At 65.1% G+C, this 17,074-nt stretch carries 13 protein-coding genes; 7 read left to right on the top strand and 6 right to left on the bottom strand.

The window, feature by feature from the left end; all coding sequences use genetic code 11:
* Position 1: 1 nt before the first annotated feature.
* Positions 2–745 (bottom strand): queuosine precursor transporter, encoded by a 744-nt coding sequence (locus M1D93_RS03875; RefSeq protein WP_461173864.1) that lies wholly within the window; start codon positions 743–745, stop codon positions 2–4.
* 145 nt (positions 746–890) lie between these two features.
* Between M1D93_RS03875 and M1D93_RS03870 the strand changes: the two genes are divergently transcribed.
* Positions 891–1,748: a hydroxymethylpyrimidine/phosphomethylpyrimidine kinase gene (locus tag M1D93_RS03870; protein ID WP_461173863.1), complete on the top strand. Its 858-nt coding sequence runs from the start codon at positions 891–893 to the stop codon at positions 1,746–1,748.
* Positions 1,749–1,899: 151 nt separating this feature from the next.
* Here the strand turns inward: M1D93_RS03870 and M1D93_RS03865 are convergent, their stop codons facing one another.
* The gene (locus tag M1D93_RS03865) at positions 1,900–3,216 is read right to left on the bottom strand and encodes a serpin family protein (protein WP_461173862.1); all 1,317 of its coding nucleotides are present in this window, start codon (positions 3,214–3,216) and stop codon (positions 1,900–1,902) included.
* Between the two features lie 333 nt (positions 3,217–3,549).
* Positions 3,550–4,944, bottom strand: a complete 1,395-nt coding sequence (locus M1D93_RS03860) for an MFS transporter (protein WP_461173861.1) — start codon at positions 4,942–4,944, stop codon at positions 3,550–3,552.
* A 309-nt stretch (positions 4,945–5,253) separates the two neighbouring features.
* Between M1D93_RS03860 and M1D93_RS03855 the strand changes: the two genes are divergently transcribed.
* From M1D93_RS03855 to M1D93_RS03845, 3 genes are read left to right on the top strand one after another with little or no spacing between them, the layout of a single operon-like run.
* Complete coding sequence (locus tag M1D93_RS03855) at positions 5,254–5,922, top strand: response regulator transcription factor (protein ID WP_461173860.1); 669 nt, start codon at positions 5,254–5,256, stop codon at positions 5,920–5,922.
* On the top strand, positions 5,919–7,373 hold the full coding sequence (locus tag M1D93_RS03850; protein WP_461173859.1) for a sensor histidine kinase: 1,455 nt from the start codon (positions 5,919–5,921) through the stop codon (positions 7,371–7,373). The genes M1D93_RS03855 and M1D93_RS03850 overlap by 4 nt, the downstream gene beginning before the upstream one ends.
* On the top strand, positions 7,366–8,382 hold the full coding sequence (locus M1D93_RS03845) for a TAXI family TRAP transporter solute-binding subunit (protein WP_461173858.1): 1,017 nt from the start codon (positions 7,366–7,368) through the stop codon (positions 8,380–8,382). The genes M1D93_RS03850 and M1D93_RS03845 overlap by 8 nt, the downstream gene beginning before the upstream one ends.
* Before the next feature lie 164 nt (positions 8,383–8,546).
* On the opposite strand, the gene M1D93_RS03840 is transcribed toward M1D93_RS03845, so the two are convergent.
* Positions 8,547–10,061 carry a helix-turn-helix domain-containing protein gene (locus tag M1D93_RS03840; protein ID WP_461173857.1) on the bottom strand — a complete coding sequence of 505 codons (1,515 nt, stop codon included), beginning with the start codon at positions 10,059–10,061 and terminating at the stop codon, positions 8,547–8,549.
* 148 nt (positions 10,062–10,209) lie between these two features.
* On the opposite strand from M1D93_RS03840, the gene aceA reads away from it, so the two are divergent.
* Positions 10,210–11,538 carry an isocitrate lyase gene (gene aceA, locus M1D93_RS03835; RefSeq protein WP_461173856.1) on the top strand — a complete coding sequence of 443 codons (1,329 nt, stop codon included), beginning with the start codon at positions 10,210–10,212 and terminating at the stop codon, positions 11,536–11,538.
* Positions 11,539–11,627: 89 nt separating this feature from the next.
* Positions 11,628–13,280: a malate synthase A gene (gene aceB, locus M1D93_RS03830; protein ID WP_461173855.1), complete on the top strand. Its 1,653-nt coding sequence runs from the start codon at positions 11,628–11,630 to the stop codon at positions 13,278–13,280.
* Between the two features lie 154 nt (positions 13,281–13,434).
* On the opposite strand, the gene M1D93_RS03825 is transcribed toward aceB, so the two are convergent.
* Positions 13,435–14,631, bottom strand: coding sequence for an MFS transporter (locus tag M1D93_RS03825; RefSeq protein ID WP_461173854.1), 1,197 nt, complete (start codon positions 14,629–14,631; stop codon positions 13,435–13,437).
* 141 nt (positions 14,632–14,772) lie between these two features.
* Between M1D93_RS03825 and M1D93_RS03820 the strand changes: the two genes are divergently transcribed.
* On the top strand, positions 14,773–15,732 hold the full coding sequence (locus M1D93_RS03820; RefSeq protein WP_461173853.1) for a D-2-hydroxyacid dehydrogenase family protein: 960 nt from the start codon (positions 14,773–14,775) through the stop codon (positions 15,730–15,732).
* 47 nt (positions 15,733–15,779) lie between these two features.
* Here M1D93_RS03820 and M1D93_RS03815 read toward each other — a convergent pair whose 3' ends face one another.
* Positions 15,780–16,991: an ROK family transcriptional regulator gene (locus M1D93_RS03815; protein WP_461173852.1), complete on the bottom strand. Its 1,212-nt coding sequence runs from the start codon at positions 16,989–16,991 to the stop codon at positions 15,780–15,782.
* Positions 16,992–17,074: the final 83 nt, after the last annotated feature.

Raw genomic sequence — 17,074 nt, 5'->3', positions numbered from 1 at the left:
GCTAAACCCTGCCGGTCGCCGCGATGGCAGGGACGCCGTAGCTCGGCTCGCGCTTCTTGACCCAGCCGATGACCAGGGACGTCACCGGCACGAAGATGAACTCCACCAGGGTCTTGTAAACGAAGCCCACCACCACGTAGTTCACAAAGGTTGCGAAGTCGGTGATGCCAATGACTGACGCGGCGATGCTGCAGAAGATGAGGGTGTCCACGAACTCGCCGGCGCCTGACGAACCCATAAGGCGCGCCCACAGGGACTTCTCGCCCGAGCGGGCCTTCATCCTGACCAGGATCCACGAGTTGATGGTCTGCCCTGCAAGGAACGCGAGCAGCGAAGCCAGCACAATCTGCGGCACCGGGCCCAAGGCGCCTTCCAGCGCGGCCTGCTTTGACGTTCCGAACTCGTCGTCGAAGCCGGGCAGGGCAATGATCACGCAGTAGCAGAGGGAGGCAAAGACGGACAGCGCAAAAGTGGTGAAGATTGCCTTGCGGGCCACTTTGAAGCCGTAGACCTCGCTGATGACATCGCCCAGAATGTACGCCAGCGGAAAGAGGAAGAAACCGCCGTCCGTAATGATCGGCCCGATGGCCACGCCCTTGGATGCACCGATGTTGGACAGGATGAGCACCACCGCCATGGACGCCAGCATGATCCCGAAGTAGGGGGAACCGATCGAGGCGAACCTGGCTGCGCTGCCTGGCGGGGTTGTTTCGGGCAGGGCGTTGTGGCCTGAGACTGGGGGCATGGGGAAGTCCGTTCATAGTGGTTCGCTCGGCGTCCGGAGTCGGGCGGGTACGCCGGCTGTATTAGCACTGTCCGCCCAATTGTCCCACTGAACGCTGTTCAGGCACACAAAGCGGACGGACGACGCCGGATGGCAGGATAGTGCCATGACTTCTGTATCCGCCGATGTCCAGTCCCCCGCTGCCGCCCCCGCCGTCGTCCTGACCATCGCAGGTTCTGAGGCCACCGGCGGCGCCGGTGCCCAGGCCGACCTGAAGACCTTCCAGGAGCTCGGCGTCTTTGGCATCGCCAACCTGACCTGCATCGTTTCCTTCAACCCGAACGACAGCTGGAACCACCGCTTCGTGCCTGTGGACCAGCAGGTCATCGCCGACCAGCTGGAGGCGACCACGGCGGCCTACGGGCGGGAGTCCGGCGCGCCGTCAGTCCTGGAGACGGTGAAGATCGGCATGCTGGGCAGTCCGGCCACCATCAGCACCGTGGCGGGCGCCCTCGAGACCGGTCAGTTCCGCAACGTGGTCCTGGATCCCGTTCTTATCTGCAAGGGCCAGGAGCCCGGGCACGCACTGGACACCGACCAGGCCCTGAAGGCACAGGTCCTCCCGCTGGCCACCTTCGTCACGCCGAACCACTTTGAGGCCGAGTCCCTCTCCGGGCTGGAGATCACCGACGTCGAATCCCTCAAAGCCGCGGCGGTGCTCATCCATGAAATCAGCGGAGCAGCAGTACTGGCCAAGGGCGGGGTGCGGCTGGCAGGCCCGGACGCCGTCGACGTTTTCTACGACGGCGAAACGCTCGAGGTGCTGAGCGCGCCCAAGGTCGGGGACGTTGCGGTGTCCGGCGCCGGGTGCTCCCTCGCCGCTGCGGTAACGGCTGAGCTGGCCAAGGGCGCGGCGCCCCTGGAGGCTGCGCGGACAGCAAAAGCGTTTGTCACCGCCGGCATCCGGAACCGGGTCGCTTCGGGCGCGCCGTTTGACGCCCTCTGGCAGGGCGGCGCCGGCTAACCCGCCACTCAACCCCGGACGCTCTCTCACTCAATGGGCGTTTTTCCGGCACCCTCTTGCACCTGGTGCGAGAGGGTGCCGTATTTTGCTGCATGAGCTGATGGAGCGTCTGAGGACGCAAATGACGGCCGGCCGGTCCCCGACGTCCAATTCACCTGGGGTCGGCCACAGTTCCCATGAACAGCGGCAGCCCACTTTCAATGTGGATGATCTGGTAGTGGAACGGCCGGTCGAAATCGATGGTCCGTTCGGGCTCCGGTGGGGCGCTGGTTGCCATTCCGTTGATCTGGGTCACCGCGGCTGCAATGGTGCCCTTTTCGGCCACCGTGATGTTGGCAGCCTGGGCGGCCTGGGTAATCATCATCTGCGGCTGGATGTTGTTGAAGTCCTCCGTGGTGCCGAGCATCTTCTCCAGTCCCAGCGCGTTGAAGACCTTGCGGAGGTCAAAACTGGACCTGTGGTCCCAGCGCGGCAGCTGGATCCGGACTGACGCGGGCCGGGCCGTATCAAATCCGTCCGCGATTTCCGTGAGTTTTTCCGCTCCGAAGGCCGCAGGGGCGGGAGTGTCAGCGGAAGCGGCTGTGCCATCGGGAGCGGCCGTCTCCGCGGGCAGGACCAGCCGCATGACGAAACCGTCGGCGTAGGGAAGGTCCACACCCTCCCAGCCGGTGCCTTCCGCATATTTCATCCTGAGTTCGTTGTGCATTGCTGGCACAGCGATTTCCTCGCCCGCGGCTGTCGTGAAGGGCAGGTCAGAGGTGTCGTTCGGATCGAACGGTGTGCTCCAGGCGGAGGCGAAGTACAAAGAGTTGAGCAGGCTGAAGGTGTTGTCGGGGTCGTACTGTGCCGGGGCTTCCTTGATCCTGCCGCCGGTGTTCCTGTTAACCCAGGCATCAATGGCGGGCTTCGTTGTACCCTCATTGCTGAAATCCACCGGATACACGCCGGATCCATAGTGCCGGGCCAGCGTGTCCAGGAAGGACTGCCCGGTGGGCACATCCTTGTCGACGAACAGCCCGTTGGCGGAGTGCATGACCGGTTTCCGCGGCGGGTTGTCCTCATCCACTGCGCCGGGGTCGCCGTCGAACTTTTCGAGCGAGCGGAGGACTGAGTTCATGGCCTCATCGCGCTTCTCAGCGGGAAATTGCAGGATGCTGTCCATCTCGGCCGCGGTTCCATTGGTGGCACCGGCACGGAGCATGGCGAGGGCAATCAGGAGGCTTCCGGGTGAGGACACCACGTTCCCGTTGGCACCGTCCCCGCCGTCAGCCAGCAGCGCTGCACCGAGGACGAGCGCGGAAGCCCGGAAGGAGCGCAGCTCAGCGGCGTAGCCCGCGCGGTCCACCAAGACGCGCTCGACGCCGTCGGCCGCGAAGAGCTCCGGCGGCGCCGGCAGCGGGGGTGGCACCGCACACCCTGCCAGTCCCATCAGGGCACCCAACGCAAACATCCGCTGAAAACGAAACATCTCTGTTGCCTCCCCCGGCGGACAAGGGCGGGAATCCGCCTCTCCTCCCAGTGAAACAGCGACGGCGCCGCCGGGCGATGCCTGTTCGGTCACGCTTTGCACTCATTTGGGTCTCGCCGCCCTGCACCTGCCCGGTAGCCTTCCGCGGGCCCTTCCACCAGGACGCTCTCGCACTTAACGCAAGAAAATCCGGGACCCTCTCTCACTTTCCTGAAAAGAGTGATGGAGCATCCCGGTATTTCCTGCAGAACCTGAGAGAGCGTCCTGGTGCGGTGAGGAACGACGGCCGGTGGCCGCCCGCCGTCGTCCTCCCTGAGGTTCTCCCTCCGGACGCTAGACGCCCAGGAGGTCCTTGTCCTTGTCGCCGTCCTTGCGGTCCTGCACCCAGGCGTGGCCCTGCTCATGGTCCAGGTGAGTGGCCTTCTTGTTCTTCAAGGCGAAGATGTAGACCACCAGCGAGATGGCGATGGCCACCGTGACGTAGGTGAAGAACAGGTCCACCCGTTCAGCCTTCTGGAAGGCGGCACCGATGAGCGGGACTGTGCCGCCGAACAGGGAGTTGGCAATCGCGTAGCCGAGTCCGACGCCGAGGGCCCGGATGGAAGCGGGAAACAGTTCAGCCTTCACCAGGGCGTTGATGGAGGTGTAGCCGCCCACGATCAGCAGGCCGCCCAGCATCAGCAGGAAGGCGGTGAACGGATCCTTGGTGTTGGACAGGGTGGAGAGCAGCGGCCACGTGAAAAGGACGCCCGTGATGCCGAACCACAGAAGCAGCGGCTTGCGGCCCACCTTGTCCGAAACCATGCCGTAAACCGGCTGCAGGAGCATAAAGATGAACAATGCCCAGAAGTTGATTACGGACGTGTCGGTCTTGGCGATGCCCGAGGTATCGTTCATGAACTTCAGGATGAAGTTGGTGTACGTGTAGAACGCCACCGTGCCACCGAGGGTGACGCCGATGCAGATCAGCAACGGCTTCCAGTACTGCGTGAACAGCAGCTTCATGGTGCCGGGCTGGGCAACTCCCGCTGCGGCCGGCGTCTTGGCAGCCTGTACCTGTTCCTCCGAGACCGTCTCTTCCATCGAACGCCGCAGCCACAGGACCACAAGCGCCGCTACGCCGCCCAGCGCAAAGGGAATGCGCCAGCCCCACTCGGTGAGATCCTCCTTGGGCATGGCGTTCTGCAGGATTACCAGGACCAGCAGCGCCAGCATTTGGCCGCCGATCAGGGTGACGTACTGGAAGCTGGAGAAGAAGCCGCGGCGCTTGGACGTCGCAGCCTCGGACATGTAGGTGGCGCTGGTACCGTACTCGCCGCCCACGGAGAAACCCTGGACCAGGCGGATCAGGATGAGCAGGACCAAGGCCCAGACACCCAACTGCTGCGTGGTGGGCAGGACCGCGATGGCGAAAGAACCTGCGGACATCAGGGTCACGCTGAGGGTCAATGCCGCCTTGCGGCCTTTTCGATCGGCGTACCGGCCAAAGAACCAGGCTCCGATGGGCCGCATCAGGAACGACGTCGAGAAGACGGCCATTGCCTCGAGGCCGGCCTGGAGGTCATCTTGGGAGTTGAAGAAGTGGGCCTGGAAGTAGGCTGCAAAGACCGTGTAAACGTACAGGTCGTACCACTCGACGAGGTTGCCCGCTGACCCCTTGAGGATGTTGCTGACTGCCCGGCGCGTTTGCGCGGCCTCGCCCGTTGTTGCAAGTTGCTGGCTGCTCATCGCTGAACCTTCCTTGGATGCGCGGCCCCCGCTGTGCGCTCCGACCTGACTTTCGTACTGTCCATGGCAGCATTGCTCATGGTTCCTCCTCGACGTTGAACGTCCTCTGGAAGCCTGAGGACCCCACCAAAGCTATTCGTGAGCCAGGGCACAGCCCAAGCGAAAACAGATTTCCTAACACTTCCTTAGGTTTTCATCCCGGGTGGCAGTGCCCGGGGGGGCAGCCGGCAGGACGGAAACCTGCCGAGGGGGTAACCTCCAAAGGCAGGCAGGGGGAATCACACGGCCCAAACGGAACAGGATCTGGCAATGGATGTGCTCATCGTCGAAGACGACGACGCCATGGCATCCGCCCTTGAGGCGGCCGTGGTTTCCGCCGGGCATAGGTCCAGCAAGGTTTCCCGTGGCGCCGACGCGCTCCTCGAACACCGGCGGTTCGAGGTCATCCTGCTGGATCTGGGCCTTCCCGATATGGACGGCCTCGAGGTACTCCGCAAGCTCCGCCAGGTCACCCCCGTTCCGATCCTGATCCTCACGGCGCGCGACGACGAACGCAGCGTGGTGCTGGGCCTGCGCTCCGGGGCCGATGACTACCTCGTCAAGCCGGTAAAGCTGGTGGAACTCCTCGCGCGCATTGAAGCGGTCACCCGGCGGACGGGCCGCGCCAGGGACAACAGGCAGCAGCGCATCGTACTCGGGGAACTCGAAGTTGACCTCGAACGCCGGGTGGCCGTCCTCGGCCAGCAGACTCTCCCGCTGACGGCCACGGAATTTGACCTGCTGGCACTCCTGGCCAGGCACGCAGGATCGGTGGTCACGCGGGAACAAATCCTCGACGCACTGTGGGGCGATGCTTTCCTCGCATCCTCACGGTCCCTTGACGTGCATCTGACCGGCTTGAGGTCCAAGCTCCGGATGCCGGGCTTCATCATCAACGTCCGTGGTGTCGGCTACCGCGTCGAAGCGGATCCTGCATGAGACTCCGCGTCCTGGGGATCCTGGGCATCCTGATAGTCGTTCTGGTGCTCGTCGCTTCCAACACCATCCTTGCTTCGGCCAGCCGGGAGCTTACGCAGGAACTCCAGATCAACAGGGCCGCCGCCCTCAACAGGCTTGCGCAGGTTGCGTTCGATGCCGGGACGGACGGGGGCGACGCCACGCAGCTCCAGGCCGAGATGGACAGATACTCGGAGCTTTACGGGGAGGGAATCCTGGTCCGGCTCCAGGAGCGCACATTGCGGTCCGGTGGCCTGAGCGAGGAGAGGGCGGACGTCCAGGATGCCTTGGCCAGGGCAAACCTGAACCTCAGTGACACCGCCCTGGCCCCGCTTCAACCGTTCGGCACCGGTTCGGAGGTCATCTCCCGCTCCTTCGGCAGCGCCAGCCAGGTGCTCGGCGCGGCCGTCCTCGAGGTCAACCAGGACGCTGCCCGGCAGAAACTGCGCGAGCGCTGGCTCGCCGTCGGACTGGCCGCGGCCGCGCTGGCCGCCCTACTCCTCATCGGCGCTGCCCGGGTGACCGGATGGGTGCTGCGCCCGGTGAACCGCCTCAGCGCCGCCGTCGCCGAACTTGAAACTACCGGCCGGAGCGGCCGGCTGCCCGCGGAGGGTCCACCGGAGCTGCGGGCATTAAGCCGCTCCTTCACCACCATGGCACGAAGCGTAAGTGACAGTATCGAAGCCCAGCGCCAACTGATTGCTGACACTTCCCACGAGCTGCGGAATCCGGTGGCCGCCCTGCGGCTGCGGATCGACCTGCTGCAGCTGGAGCTGAAAACTTCCCGGGAGCGGGCTGCCGCGTCCGCGGTGGTGGCTGAGCTCGAGCGTGTGGAGGAGATCCTTGACGGGGTGCTAAAGCTGGCGGCCGCCGAACACCGTGCCGTGAAGGACTCCGCCGGCGCACCCGGCCACCTGACTTTCAGGGGGGACCAGGCGGCAATCAATCCCTTCCCCATCCTGCAGGAAGAAGCCGAACGGGTAGAACCTGCCGCACGACTCGCCGGTGCCTCCGTTCGCCCCGGCAGCCCTCCCGGACAGTCCGCGTTCATCGCCTGCAACCCGGACGACCTCGCACAAATGGTAGGAGAACTGCTGATCAACGCCATCAAATACGCGGGCCGTGCCAGTATTTCGGTTTCACTCCGCGTTGACAGGGACGTTGTGAAGATCGAAGTGTCCGACGACGGGCCCGGGCTTTCACCCGCGGAAAGGGCAAGTGCCACGCACCGGTTTTGGCGCTCCCCCGAGCACCGGGCCATCAGCGGCAATGGGCTGGGCATGACCATCGTGGAGAAACTGGCCGTCGCCAACGGGGGGCGCCTGCTGCTCGGTGAGGCTCAGCCCTCCGGGCTGGCCGCCATCCTTGAATTCCCGCGGGTACCGGACGTCCAAGCTCCCGCAAGCCCAAGGCCAGGTGACCCTCATGCCTGAGTTCACCTCATGCCGGCTGTCCAGGCGGGCGGCAATCAAAGCCGGTGTTGCGGGCGGGTTCGCCGGCCTGCTGCTGCCGGTACTGGCCGGCTGCACATCGGACGAGCGGCTGGACTCCGTCACGGTTGCAGGGGGTGAACCGGGCGGTTTCTACCTCGAGTTTGCCAGCCTGCTTGCCGCCTCCCTGCAGCGCAACGGGGTGGCAAGGAGTGCGACGGCCCTGACTACCGGCGGCAGCCTGGACAACCTCGAACACCTGCTGAGCGGGCGGGCCACGCTCGCCGTCGCCCTCGCTGATGCCGCAGCCCAAAGCGCAGCCGAAGCTGGCGCGACCGACGTCGGAATCACGGCTCTCGGAAGGGTTTACGAAAACTACGTTCACTGCGCCGTCCGGAAGGCCGGGGGCATCAGCAGCATTGCCGGGTTGGCTGGCAGGATGGTGGCAGTGGGCGAACCAGGCTCAGGGACTTCCCTCACCACACCCCGCCTGCTTGAAGCTGCGGGCCTCCGCTCCGTCGCCGCGGGTGAAAGTGCCGCTGGCCCCGGCGGAGAGGCGGTTACCGTTGTGAACCTTGGGCTGAACGATGGACTGACGGCGCTACGTGAGGGATCAGCGGACGCCTTGTTCTGGTCCGGAGGTGTTCCCACAGCCGCCATCGCTGCCGCCCATAGCGACGTTGGGCTCAACTTCCTGGATATCTCCGTGCTGCTTCCGTCCCTGCGTGCGAGGTACGGCGCCTTCTATGACCGGGTGCTGATCCCAGCCGGTGCCTACGAAGGCCTTCCCGCCGTCTGGACAGTTGGCGTGACCAACCTGCTGCTCTGCCGCGGCGACCTGACGGACACCACCGTGAAGCGGACCGTGGAGCTGCTGGTGGACCACGCCGAGGAGCTCATTCCCCGGTCCAGCCTGGGGGTCCAGTTCCTCAGCCCGGAATCCCTCATCAACACGGCACGCTTGCCGCTGCACCCGGCAGCCGCCTCTGCCTACCGGGAGCTCCACGGGTAAAGGGCGACGCTCCACCATATCCAGCACCCATATTGGCAACGCCCCATCACCTCCTGCACCCATATCGGCAACGCTCTTCACCTATCCACGGGCTGAATCACAGCCATCCCGCAGGCACTGAAAGAGGGTTCGGGAAAACAGCACATCAAGTGAGAGAGCGTCATTCAGCTGCCCGAGTGCGCCTGCAGGAAGCTGTACACCTCGGTTTCGTCCACCCCGGGGAACGCCCCCGGCGGCATGGCTGCCAGCAGGTGCGAGTGGGCCCGAGCAGACGGCCACGCGTTCCCCGCCCACTGCGACGTCAAGGACTCAGGCGGGCGTTTGCAACAGGTGGGATCCGGGCAGTTAGAAGTAGCCCGCGCCGTCGTCTCCCGCCCGCGGAACCACTTCACGTGCTGGTATGGCACCCCGATGCTTAGCGAGAACTCCCCGCTCGCCGACCGCTCGGTGCGGGCCGTGCACCAGTACGTACCGGACGAGGTATCCGTGTACTGGCTGTAGGCGCTGAACTTGTCCGGCACGTCGAACACAGCGCGTGACGTCCAGGCCTTGCACGAGGGCTGCCCTTCGATGGCGCCGGTATGGTCCTGCGGAAAGTTCACGCCGTCGTTCTCATAGGCCTTGTAAATGATCCCGCTCTGGTGCGTCTTCTGAAAATGCGTTGTGATGCCCAGATGCTTGGTGGCCAGGTTGGTGAAGCGGTGGGCCGCCGTCTCGTAGGAAACGGCAAAAGCGTCCCGTATATCCTCGACCGCGATCTCCTTCGCCGCCTTGGCTTTTTGCAAGAATTCCACCGTTGCCTGCTCAGGGAGGAGAAGGGCTGCGGCGAAGTAGTTGGTGGCTACCCGCTGGGCGAGGAAATCACCGTAGTTCCGGGGCGTTTCGTGCCCCAGCACATAGTGGCCAAGGGCCTGTAGCAGCACCGAGCGCGGATCGTGGTCCTGCCGCTGGTTCTGCGTCAGGTAAATTCTGCGGTTCTTCAAATCCGTGACGGAGCGGGTTGAATGGGGCAGGTCGCCCACATGGTGCAGGGTGAAACCGAGGTGCTCGGCGATGTCCGCGATCACGTGCTGGCTCAGCGGACCGGTGGTGTAGCCCACCTCTTTGAGGACTTTCTGTGCTTCGGCTTCGTACTCCGGAAAGTAGTTTCCCCGCTCCCTCATCATGGCCCGCAGTTCACCGTTGGCCCGGCGGGCTTCTTCCGGGGTGGCCACCTGCTCGTTCATCTTGCGTTCGAGCTCCTGCAGCAGCCCTACCTGGGCCTCGAGCACATCGAGCGGAAGCCGCGAACTGATGCGGATTTTCGGCAGATTCAGGGACTCGTAGAGGGGCCCGCGCTGATACCGCTCAAGCTCGATCTCAAGGGCCCCCCGGCGGCTGGGCGGTTCGGCTCCCAGCAGCTGGTCGACACTGACGTTAAGAGCGGATGCCAGGTGCTGGAGGAGCCCGAGCTTTGGTTCCCGCTTTCCGTTTTCAATCAGGCTCAGTTGACTGGGTGCTGTCCCGACGGCGGCGCTCAGGCCGTCAAGCGTGAGCCCCGCCTGTTTGCGCAAGTGGCGTACCCGGCGGCCCAGTGAGATGACGTCCAGATCCACCGCCGTCCCCGGCGGCTGCGGTGGCGATACTTCCCTGTTCCAGCTTGTAAGCGACATTTCTGAAGAATACGGGAAGAACTGCATTTCTTTCCAGAGTTTTTCTCTACCAACCCTGTTGTAAGTGCTGAAAAGTAGTGATCACGGAAAGAAACACCGCACCGGGAAGCCGGCGGGAACCGCAAAGGCGCGGTTCCCGCCTACCGATCCCGGAGCTCAATCAAGGAGATCAACGATGACTGCAGCATTTGAGCCCACCCAGAAGCCGTCCGGCCAGGACACAGAATCGCAGGCCGCCGCCCTGGAGCTCGAGTGGGCCGCCAACCCCCGCTGGGAAGGTGTGACCCGGGACTACTCAGCTTCCGACGTCGTCCGCCTCCGCGGCCGCGTCTCCGAAGAACACACCCTGGCTCGCCGCGGCGCGGAAAAGCTGTGGAAGCAGCTCACCGAAGAGCACAAGGAAGGCAAGTACACCAACGCCCTGGGCGCCCTGACTGGCAACCAGGCCGTGCAGCAGGTCAAAGCCGGGCTCCGGGCGATCTACCTTTCCGGCTGGCAGGTTGCTGCGGACGCCAACAACTCCGGCCACACCTACCCGGACCAGTCCCTCTACCCGGCCAACTCGGTTCCCACGGTGGTGCGCCGCATCAACAACGCCCTGCTCCGGGCGGACCAGATCGAGTTCTCCGAGGGTGTCCAGACCGTTGAGGACTGGCTGGTCCCGATCGTTGCCGACGCCGAAGCCGGCTTCGGCGGTCCGCTGAACGCTTACGAACTTATGAAATCCATGATCCAGGCCGGCGCCTCAGGTGTTCACTGGGAGGACCAGCTCGCCTCGGAAAAGAAGTGCGGGCACCTCGGCGGCAAGGTCCTGATCCCCACCCAGCAGCACGTCCGCACCCTGAACGCAGCCCGCCTCGCAGCCGACGTCGCCGGAACCCCGTCTGTGGTCATCGCCCGCACCGACGCCGAGGCAGCCACCCTGATCACCTCCGACGTCGACGAGCGGGACCAGGAATTCATCACCGGGGAACGCACCGCCGAGGGCTTCTACAAGGTCCGCAACGGCATCGAACCCTGCATCGCCCGCGCAAAGGCCTACGCCCCCTACTCAGACCTGATCTGGATGGAAACCGGCACACCGGACCTGGAGCTGGCCCGCAAGTTCGCCGAAGCAGTCAAGGCCGAGTTCCCGGACCAGATGCTCTCCTACAACTGCTCGCCGTCGTTCAACTGGCGCAAGCACCTGGACGACGTCACCATCGCCAAGTTCCAGCGCGAACTCGGTGCCATGGGCTTCACGTTCCAGTTCATCACCCTGGCCGGGTTCCACGCCCTGAACTACTCGATGTTCGACCTCGCCCACGGTTACGCCCGTGAAGGCATGAGCGCCTACGTCGAGCTCCAGGAAAAGGAATTCGCTTCCGAATCCCGCGGCTACACCGCAACCAAGCACCAGCGCGAAGTCGGCACCGGCTACTTCGACGACATCGCAACTGCGCTCAACCCGAACGCATCCACCCTCGCATTGGTCGGATCGACCGAAGAGGGCCAGTTCCACTAATTCCCCCAAGTAAGTAGCACTAAGTGTCGTTTTGAAGGGTCAAAACGACATTTACTGCTACCCAGTTGGGCCTGTAAAAGGAGACAGAAATGAACAGCTTTACTGACAGCTTCACGATTAACGGCATAACCCTGACCGCCCAGCCGATTTGCCGGCAGAACGAGGTTCTTACTCCGGACGCACTGGAGTTCGTGGCCAAGCTGCATCGGGCTACCGCAGTGCGGCGCCAGGAACTCCTGCAGGCGCGGCGGACCCGGCGGGCTGAGATTGCTGCCGGGCAGGACCCCAGGTTCCTGCGGGAGACCGAGCACATCCGGAACGACCCCTCGTGGCGGGTTGCTCCCCCGGCCCCCGGCCTGGAGGACCGCCGCGTGGAAATCACCGGCCCGGTGGACAAGAAAATGACCATCAACGCCCTGAATTCCGGCGCCAAGGTATGGCTCGCGGACTTGGAGGACTCCTCCACCCCCACGTGGCGCAATGTGATCAAGGGCCAACTGAACCTCACCGACGCCCTGGAACGCCGGATCGACTTCACCACCGAGGAAGGCAAGGAATACAAGCTCCGCCCCTCCGGTGAACTGCCCACCATCGTTGTCCGGCCGCGCGGCTGGCACCTGCCGGAGAAGCACATGCTCATCGACGGCCAGCCCATCGCCGGTGGCATCGTGGACTTCGGCCTGTTTTTCTTCCACAACGCCCGCCGCCTCCTCGCCCAGGGCAAGGGACCCTATTTCTACCTGCCCAAGATTGAAAACCACCTCGAGGCCCGGCTCTGGAACGACATCTTCATCCTCGCCCAGGACCTGCTCGGCATCCCGCAGGGCACCACCCGCGCCACCGTGCTGATTGAAACCATCACCGCTGCCTTCGAAATGGAGGAGATCCTCTACGAACTGCGGGACCACGCCGCCGGCCTGAACGCCGGCCGCTGGGACTACATCTTCTCCCTCATCAAGAACTTCCGCACCCGCGGCCCGCGCTTCGTCCTCCCGGACCGCAGCCAGGTGACCATGACCGCACCCTTCATGCGCGCCTACACCGAACAACTCGTCCGCGCCTGCCACAAACGCGGCGCCATGGCCATCGGCGGCATGGCAGCAGCCGTCCCCAACCGCAAGGACCCCGAAGCGAACACGAACGCCCTCGAAAAGGTCCGTGCGGACAAAACCCGCGAAGCCAACGACGGCTTCGACGGCTCCTGGGTGGCCCACCCGGACCTGGTGCCGGTCTGCCGCGAGGTGTTCGACTCCATTTTGGGCGACAGGCCGAACCAGCTGGACCGCACCCGCGAGGACGTCATTCCGGACGACCGTGCCCTGATCAACGTGGCCGCCACCGAAGGCACCATCACCGAACAGGGCATCCGGAACAACATCGAAGTGGGGATCCGCTACATCGAGTCCTGGCTGCGCGGCAACGGCGCGGTGGCGATCCACAACCTGATGGAGGACGCCGCCACCGCCGAAATCTCCCGCTCACAGCTCTGGCAGTGGATCTACGCCCGCGCCATCACGGACCACGGCGAAATCATCACCCACCACTGGGTAGAGGAACTCCTCGACGAAGAATTCGCAAGGCTCGAACGCTTCGACGGCGACCGCTTCGAAGACGCCCGCGACATCTTCGAAGAAGTCACCCTGGCCCAGGACTTTCCGTCCTTCCTCACCCTCCCCGCCTATGCCCGCTACCTGACAGAAGCGCGGGAACGCGCATCCGTGGAGGAACTCGCCGCGGCCTAAAAAAACTTCCGTCCGCCGGGCCGGCACGCCCTTCGCAACAGGCACTTCCGAAATCCGGAGGGCCGGCCCGGCGACGGAACACCGCCAGAGCAGTCCGGGGGTGCGCCGGCGGGTAAGGGTAAGGGCGGACGACGACGGCGGGCTGCCGCCAGCCTCACCGCCCCTTGGGCACCCGCCGGACGGAGAGGGTGGCGGCAAGGAAGAACGTCAGCACCGACGCCAGAATCACCAGCAGGGCCGGTGTCCAGGATCCTGAGACGTCGTGCACATATCCCACCAGCGGCGGGGCGACGGCGCCGAAGCAGTAACCCAGCCCCTGGACGGTGGCGGACATCCGGCCGGCGGCAACCTGGTCCCGGGCCAGCTTGATGATGGCGATGAAAATCAGCGTGATTCCGCCGCCCTGGGCAACGCCGCCAAAAACGGACCACAGCCACCAAAGCTCCGGGGCCAGCAGGAGTCCGGCGGGCACCGCCGTCCACAACAGGCCCAGGGTGACGGACACCGTCGTCGTACTGAAGTATTTGGCGGCGAACGGCACGCCGAGGCCACCCACAATGGCAAACACCTGGAAGAGGGATGACCCTGCTCCGGCCGCAGCAGCGGACATGCCCAGTTCGTCGTTCAGGTAGCTGGGTAGCCACGCCGTGACGGCGTAGTAGGAGAAGGCCTGGCCTGCGAACGCAGCCGTCAGCCCGGCCGTGGTCCACGCCGATCCTGCCGCAGCCCCGTCCCTCGGTCCGTCCGGGACAACAGCGGCGGAGGGCACGAAGGCACTGCGGAGGCCAACGGCGAGCGCCCAGCACACCATGGCCGCTACAGCGAAGAGCCCGACCGACGCGAGCGCCAGCTGCCATCCCGCCAGTTCGGCCAGCGGTGCCGTGACCATCGAGGTCAGGAAGGACCCGACGTTCAGCGCAGCCGTGTAGACGCCCATGGCCGTTCCCTGCCGCAAGGGCGGGAAGTCGCGTCGGATGATGAGGGGCGCGGCGATATTGCCGATGGTGATGGCAAGGCCGATCACCACCGTCCCGGCCAGCACCAATGCCGGGCCGCCGGCAGAACGGATGATGACTCCGGCCAGCACACCCAGGATGGTGAGGGTGACGGCGAACTCGGCCCCATACCCGCGGGCCACCAGGGAGGCCAGGGGTGCTGCGAGCGCGAAACACAGCACCGGGATGCTGGTCAGCAGCCCCAGCACCACCGGGGAAAAGCCCAGGTCCGCCTGCATCACGTCCACAACCGGGGCAACGGCCACGAAGGGTCCGCGAAGGTTCAGCGCCAGCAGCCCGATGCAGGCCAGCAAAATCCAGGTGTTCGGAATCCTGGCGAGGAAGCGGGCGCTCACCGGCAAGGCTTGGGGGTCGGTTCTCGTTTCATTACCCCCATTGCTATCACGGGCACGCACACGGCAGTTCCCGGTGGCGGCGTGCCGGTCCTGCCTTACGATGAACATCACTGCCGCAGACTCCGGGACGAAGGACACACCATGCAGCACCGGCTTGCCATCCTTGACGACTACCAGGACGTGGCGCATGGCTTCGCGGACTGGTCCTCCCTGGAGGCCGACGGCGTGACGGTCACCTCCTACCGGGAACCGTTCGCATCGCAGGACGCGCTGGTATCGGCTTTGGCGGGTGTCACCATCATCATTGCGATGCGGGAGCGGACGGCCTTCCCGCGGGAGGTGCTCGAAAAGCTCCCCGCCCTCCAGCTTCTGGTGACCACCGGCATGGCGAACGCGTCCATCGACGTAGAGGCGGCAGCTGAGCTGGGAATGACCGTGTGCGGTACTCCCGGATCGCCCACCGCCGCCCCGGAACTGACCTGGGCATTGCTCCTGGCCATCGCACGCAGCATCCCCTCAGAGGACGCCTCGCTCCGCTCCGGCAGCTGGCAGAGCACGGTAGGCTTCGAACTCGCCGGAAAGACCTTGGGCGTGGTGGGCCTGGGCAAAATAGGCCGCAGGATTGCCGCCTACGGCCAGGCCTTCGGCATGGACGTGCTTGCGTGGAGCCAGAACCTGACGGACGAGACCGCCGCGGAGGCCGGGGTGCGCAAAGTGTCCAAGGCGGACCTTTTCCAAAATTCCGACGTCGCCACGCTCCACCTGCGCCTGTCTCCCCGTTCGGAGGGCATCGTGGGCGAACCGGAGCTGCGGCTGCTGGGGCCCGACGGCGTCCTGGTGAACACCGCAAGAGGACCCTTGGTTGACCAGGACGCCCTGGTGCGCGCCCTGTCCGAAGGCTGGATCGCCGGTGCCGCGCTGGATGTCTTCGACCACGAACCCCTGCCCGCAGGCCACCCGCTCCTCAGTGCCCCCAACACGGTGCTGTCCCCGCACCTGGGCTACGTTACGCGGGAGAGCTACCGGCAGTTTTACGGCGGGGCGCTGGAGGACGTGAAGGCCTGGCTCGCCGGCTCACCCGTGCGCGTGATTTCCGCCTGAGCCATCGTCAGCCTGTCCTCTTGCGAGGCTAGAACGGTTCCAGCCGGCTACCCGGTTGCCTGAAGGGCGGCCTCAATCGCTGACGGAGACAACACGTGGTGCGTCACCATCTGGCTTGCGCCCAGGATGGCAGCCCGGTCGCCGGCCAGGGACAATGCAATCCGGAGCTGGGCTGTGGCCAGCGGCAGCGAACGCCGGTAGACCACCTCGCGTACGCCCGCCATCAGGTGTTCGCCGGCCTGGCCCAGGCTTCCGCCGATCACCACGACAGACGGATTGAGCAGGTTGACCACGGCGGCCAGGACGTCCCCTACGTCCCTGCCCGCCTGGCGCAGCACCTGGATGGCCTGCAGGTTTCCCTGCGCCACAAGCCGCAGTACGTCAGTGCCCTTGGTGGCCTGCACTCCCTGCCGGTTTAGTTCCGCCGCCAACGCAGGACCGGAAGCCAATGCCTCAAGGCAGCCGTAGTTGCCGCAGCGGCACAGCACGTCGTCGCCGCGCGGGACCCGCACGTGGCCCAGGTCGCCGGCGGTCCCGTTGGCACCCCGCTGCAGCGTTCCGCTGCTGATGATCCCGGAGCCGATTCCGGTGGCAACCTTGATAAACACGAAATTTTCGTCCCCGGGCCAGTGGGCGGTCCGCTCCCCCAGCGCCATGATGTTCACGTCGTTGTCCACCAGCACCGGAACCGGCAGGGAACGCTGGACGTAAGAGACGACGTCGAACCCGTCCCAGCCCGGCATGATGGGCGGCTTGACCGGCCGGCCGCTGGAGTGCTCCACCGGCCCCGGCAGGCCGATCCCCACACCCGCCAGGTCCGCCGCTGTCCGTCCGGCCGCAGCCAGGAGCGACGCCCCCTCCTTGACCACCCGGCCCAGGACAGCCTCCGGCCCGTCCGCGACATCCTGCGCCAGCCGCTGTTCGGCGAGGATGTTGCCATTAAGGTCCGTGACGGCGACGATCACATGGCTGGCCCCTACATCCACCGCCAGCACCACACGCACGGCGGGATTGAACGCAAAGCGCGACGGCGGCCTTCCGCCGCTCGAGTTCGCCTCACCGGCAGGGCCCACCAGTCCTGACGCGATGAGCGCGTCAATGCGTCCTGCCACGGTTGACCTCGCTAAGCCGGTGGTCAACGCCAGTTCGGCCCGCGTCCGGGCCTTGCCGTCGCGGAGGAGCTGGAACAGGACGCCGGCTCCGCCCTGGGCCGGGGCAAGCTCAGAGGCTGCGGTTCTGGTGCCTGCAGTCTTTGTCATAGGACATGGATAGCACGGCTACTTCTGCATGTCACGCCATCAACTTTTGCTTGACGCGCAGCAAAAGTGGCCATAGCTTTGCA

The organism is Arthrobacter sp. Z1-9 (genome assembly GCF_054792695.1).
This window is presented reverse-complemented; position numbering and strand designations above follow the sequence as displayed.

What these genes read in the sequence shown, in the direction of transcription:
- M1D93_RS03875 (WP_461173864.1), bottom strand. Translation starts at nt 745, where the DNA reads ATGCCCCCAGTCTCAGGCCACAACGCCCTGCCCGAAACAACCCCGCCA.
- M1D93_RS03870 (WP_461173863.1), top strand. Translation starts at nt 891, where the DNA reads ATGACTTCTGTATCCGCCGATGTCCAGTCCCCCGCTGCCGCCCCCGCC.
- M1D93_RS03865 (WP_461173862.1), bottom strand. Translation starts at nt 3,216, where the DNA reads ATGTTTCGTTTTCAGCGGATGTTTGCGTTGGGTGCCCTGATGGGACTG.
- M1D93_RS03860 (WP_461173861.1), bottom strand. Translation starts at nt 4,944, where the DNA reads ATGAGCAGCCAGCAACTTGCAACAACGGGCGAGGCCGCGCAAACGCGC.
- M1D93_RS03855 (WP_461173860.1), top strand. Translation starts at nt 5,254, where the DNA reads ATGGATGTGCTCATCGTCGAAGACGACGACGCCATGGCATCCGCCCTT.
- M1D93_RS03850 (WP_461173859.1), top strand. Translation starts at nt 5,919, where the DNA reads ATGAGACTCCGCGTCCTGGGGATCCTGGGCATCCTGATAGTCGTTCTG.
- M1D93_RS03845 (WP_461173858.1), top strand. Translation starts at nt 7,366, where the DNA reads ATGCCTGAGTTCACCTCATGCCGGCTGTCCAGGCGGGCGGCAATCAAA.
- M1D93_RS03840 (WP_461173857.1), bottom strand. Translation starts at nt 10,061, where the DNA reads ATGCAGTTCTTCCCGTATTCTTCAGAAATGTCGCTTACAAGCTGGAAC.
- aceA (WP_461173856.1), top strand. Translation starts at nt 10,210, where the DNA reads ATGACTGCAGCATTTGAGCCCACCCAGAAGCCGTCCGGCCAGGACACA.
- aceB (WP_461173855.1), top strand. Translation starts at nt 11,628, where the DNA reads ATGAACAGCTTTACTGACAGCTTCACGATTAACGGCATAACCCTGACC.
- M1D93_RS03820 (WP_461173853.1), top strand. Translation starts at nt 14,773, where the DNA reads ATGCAGCACCGGCTTGCCATCCTTGACGACTACCAGGACGTGGCGCAT.
- M1D93_RS03815 (WP_461173852.1), bottom strand. Translation starts at nt 16,991, where the DNA reads ATGACAAAGACTGCAGGCACCAGAACCGCAGCCTCTGAGCTTGCCCCG.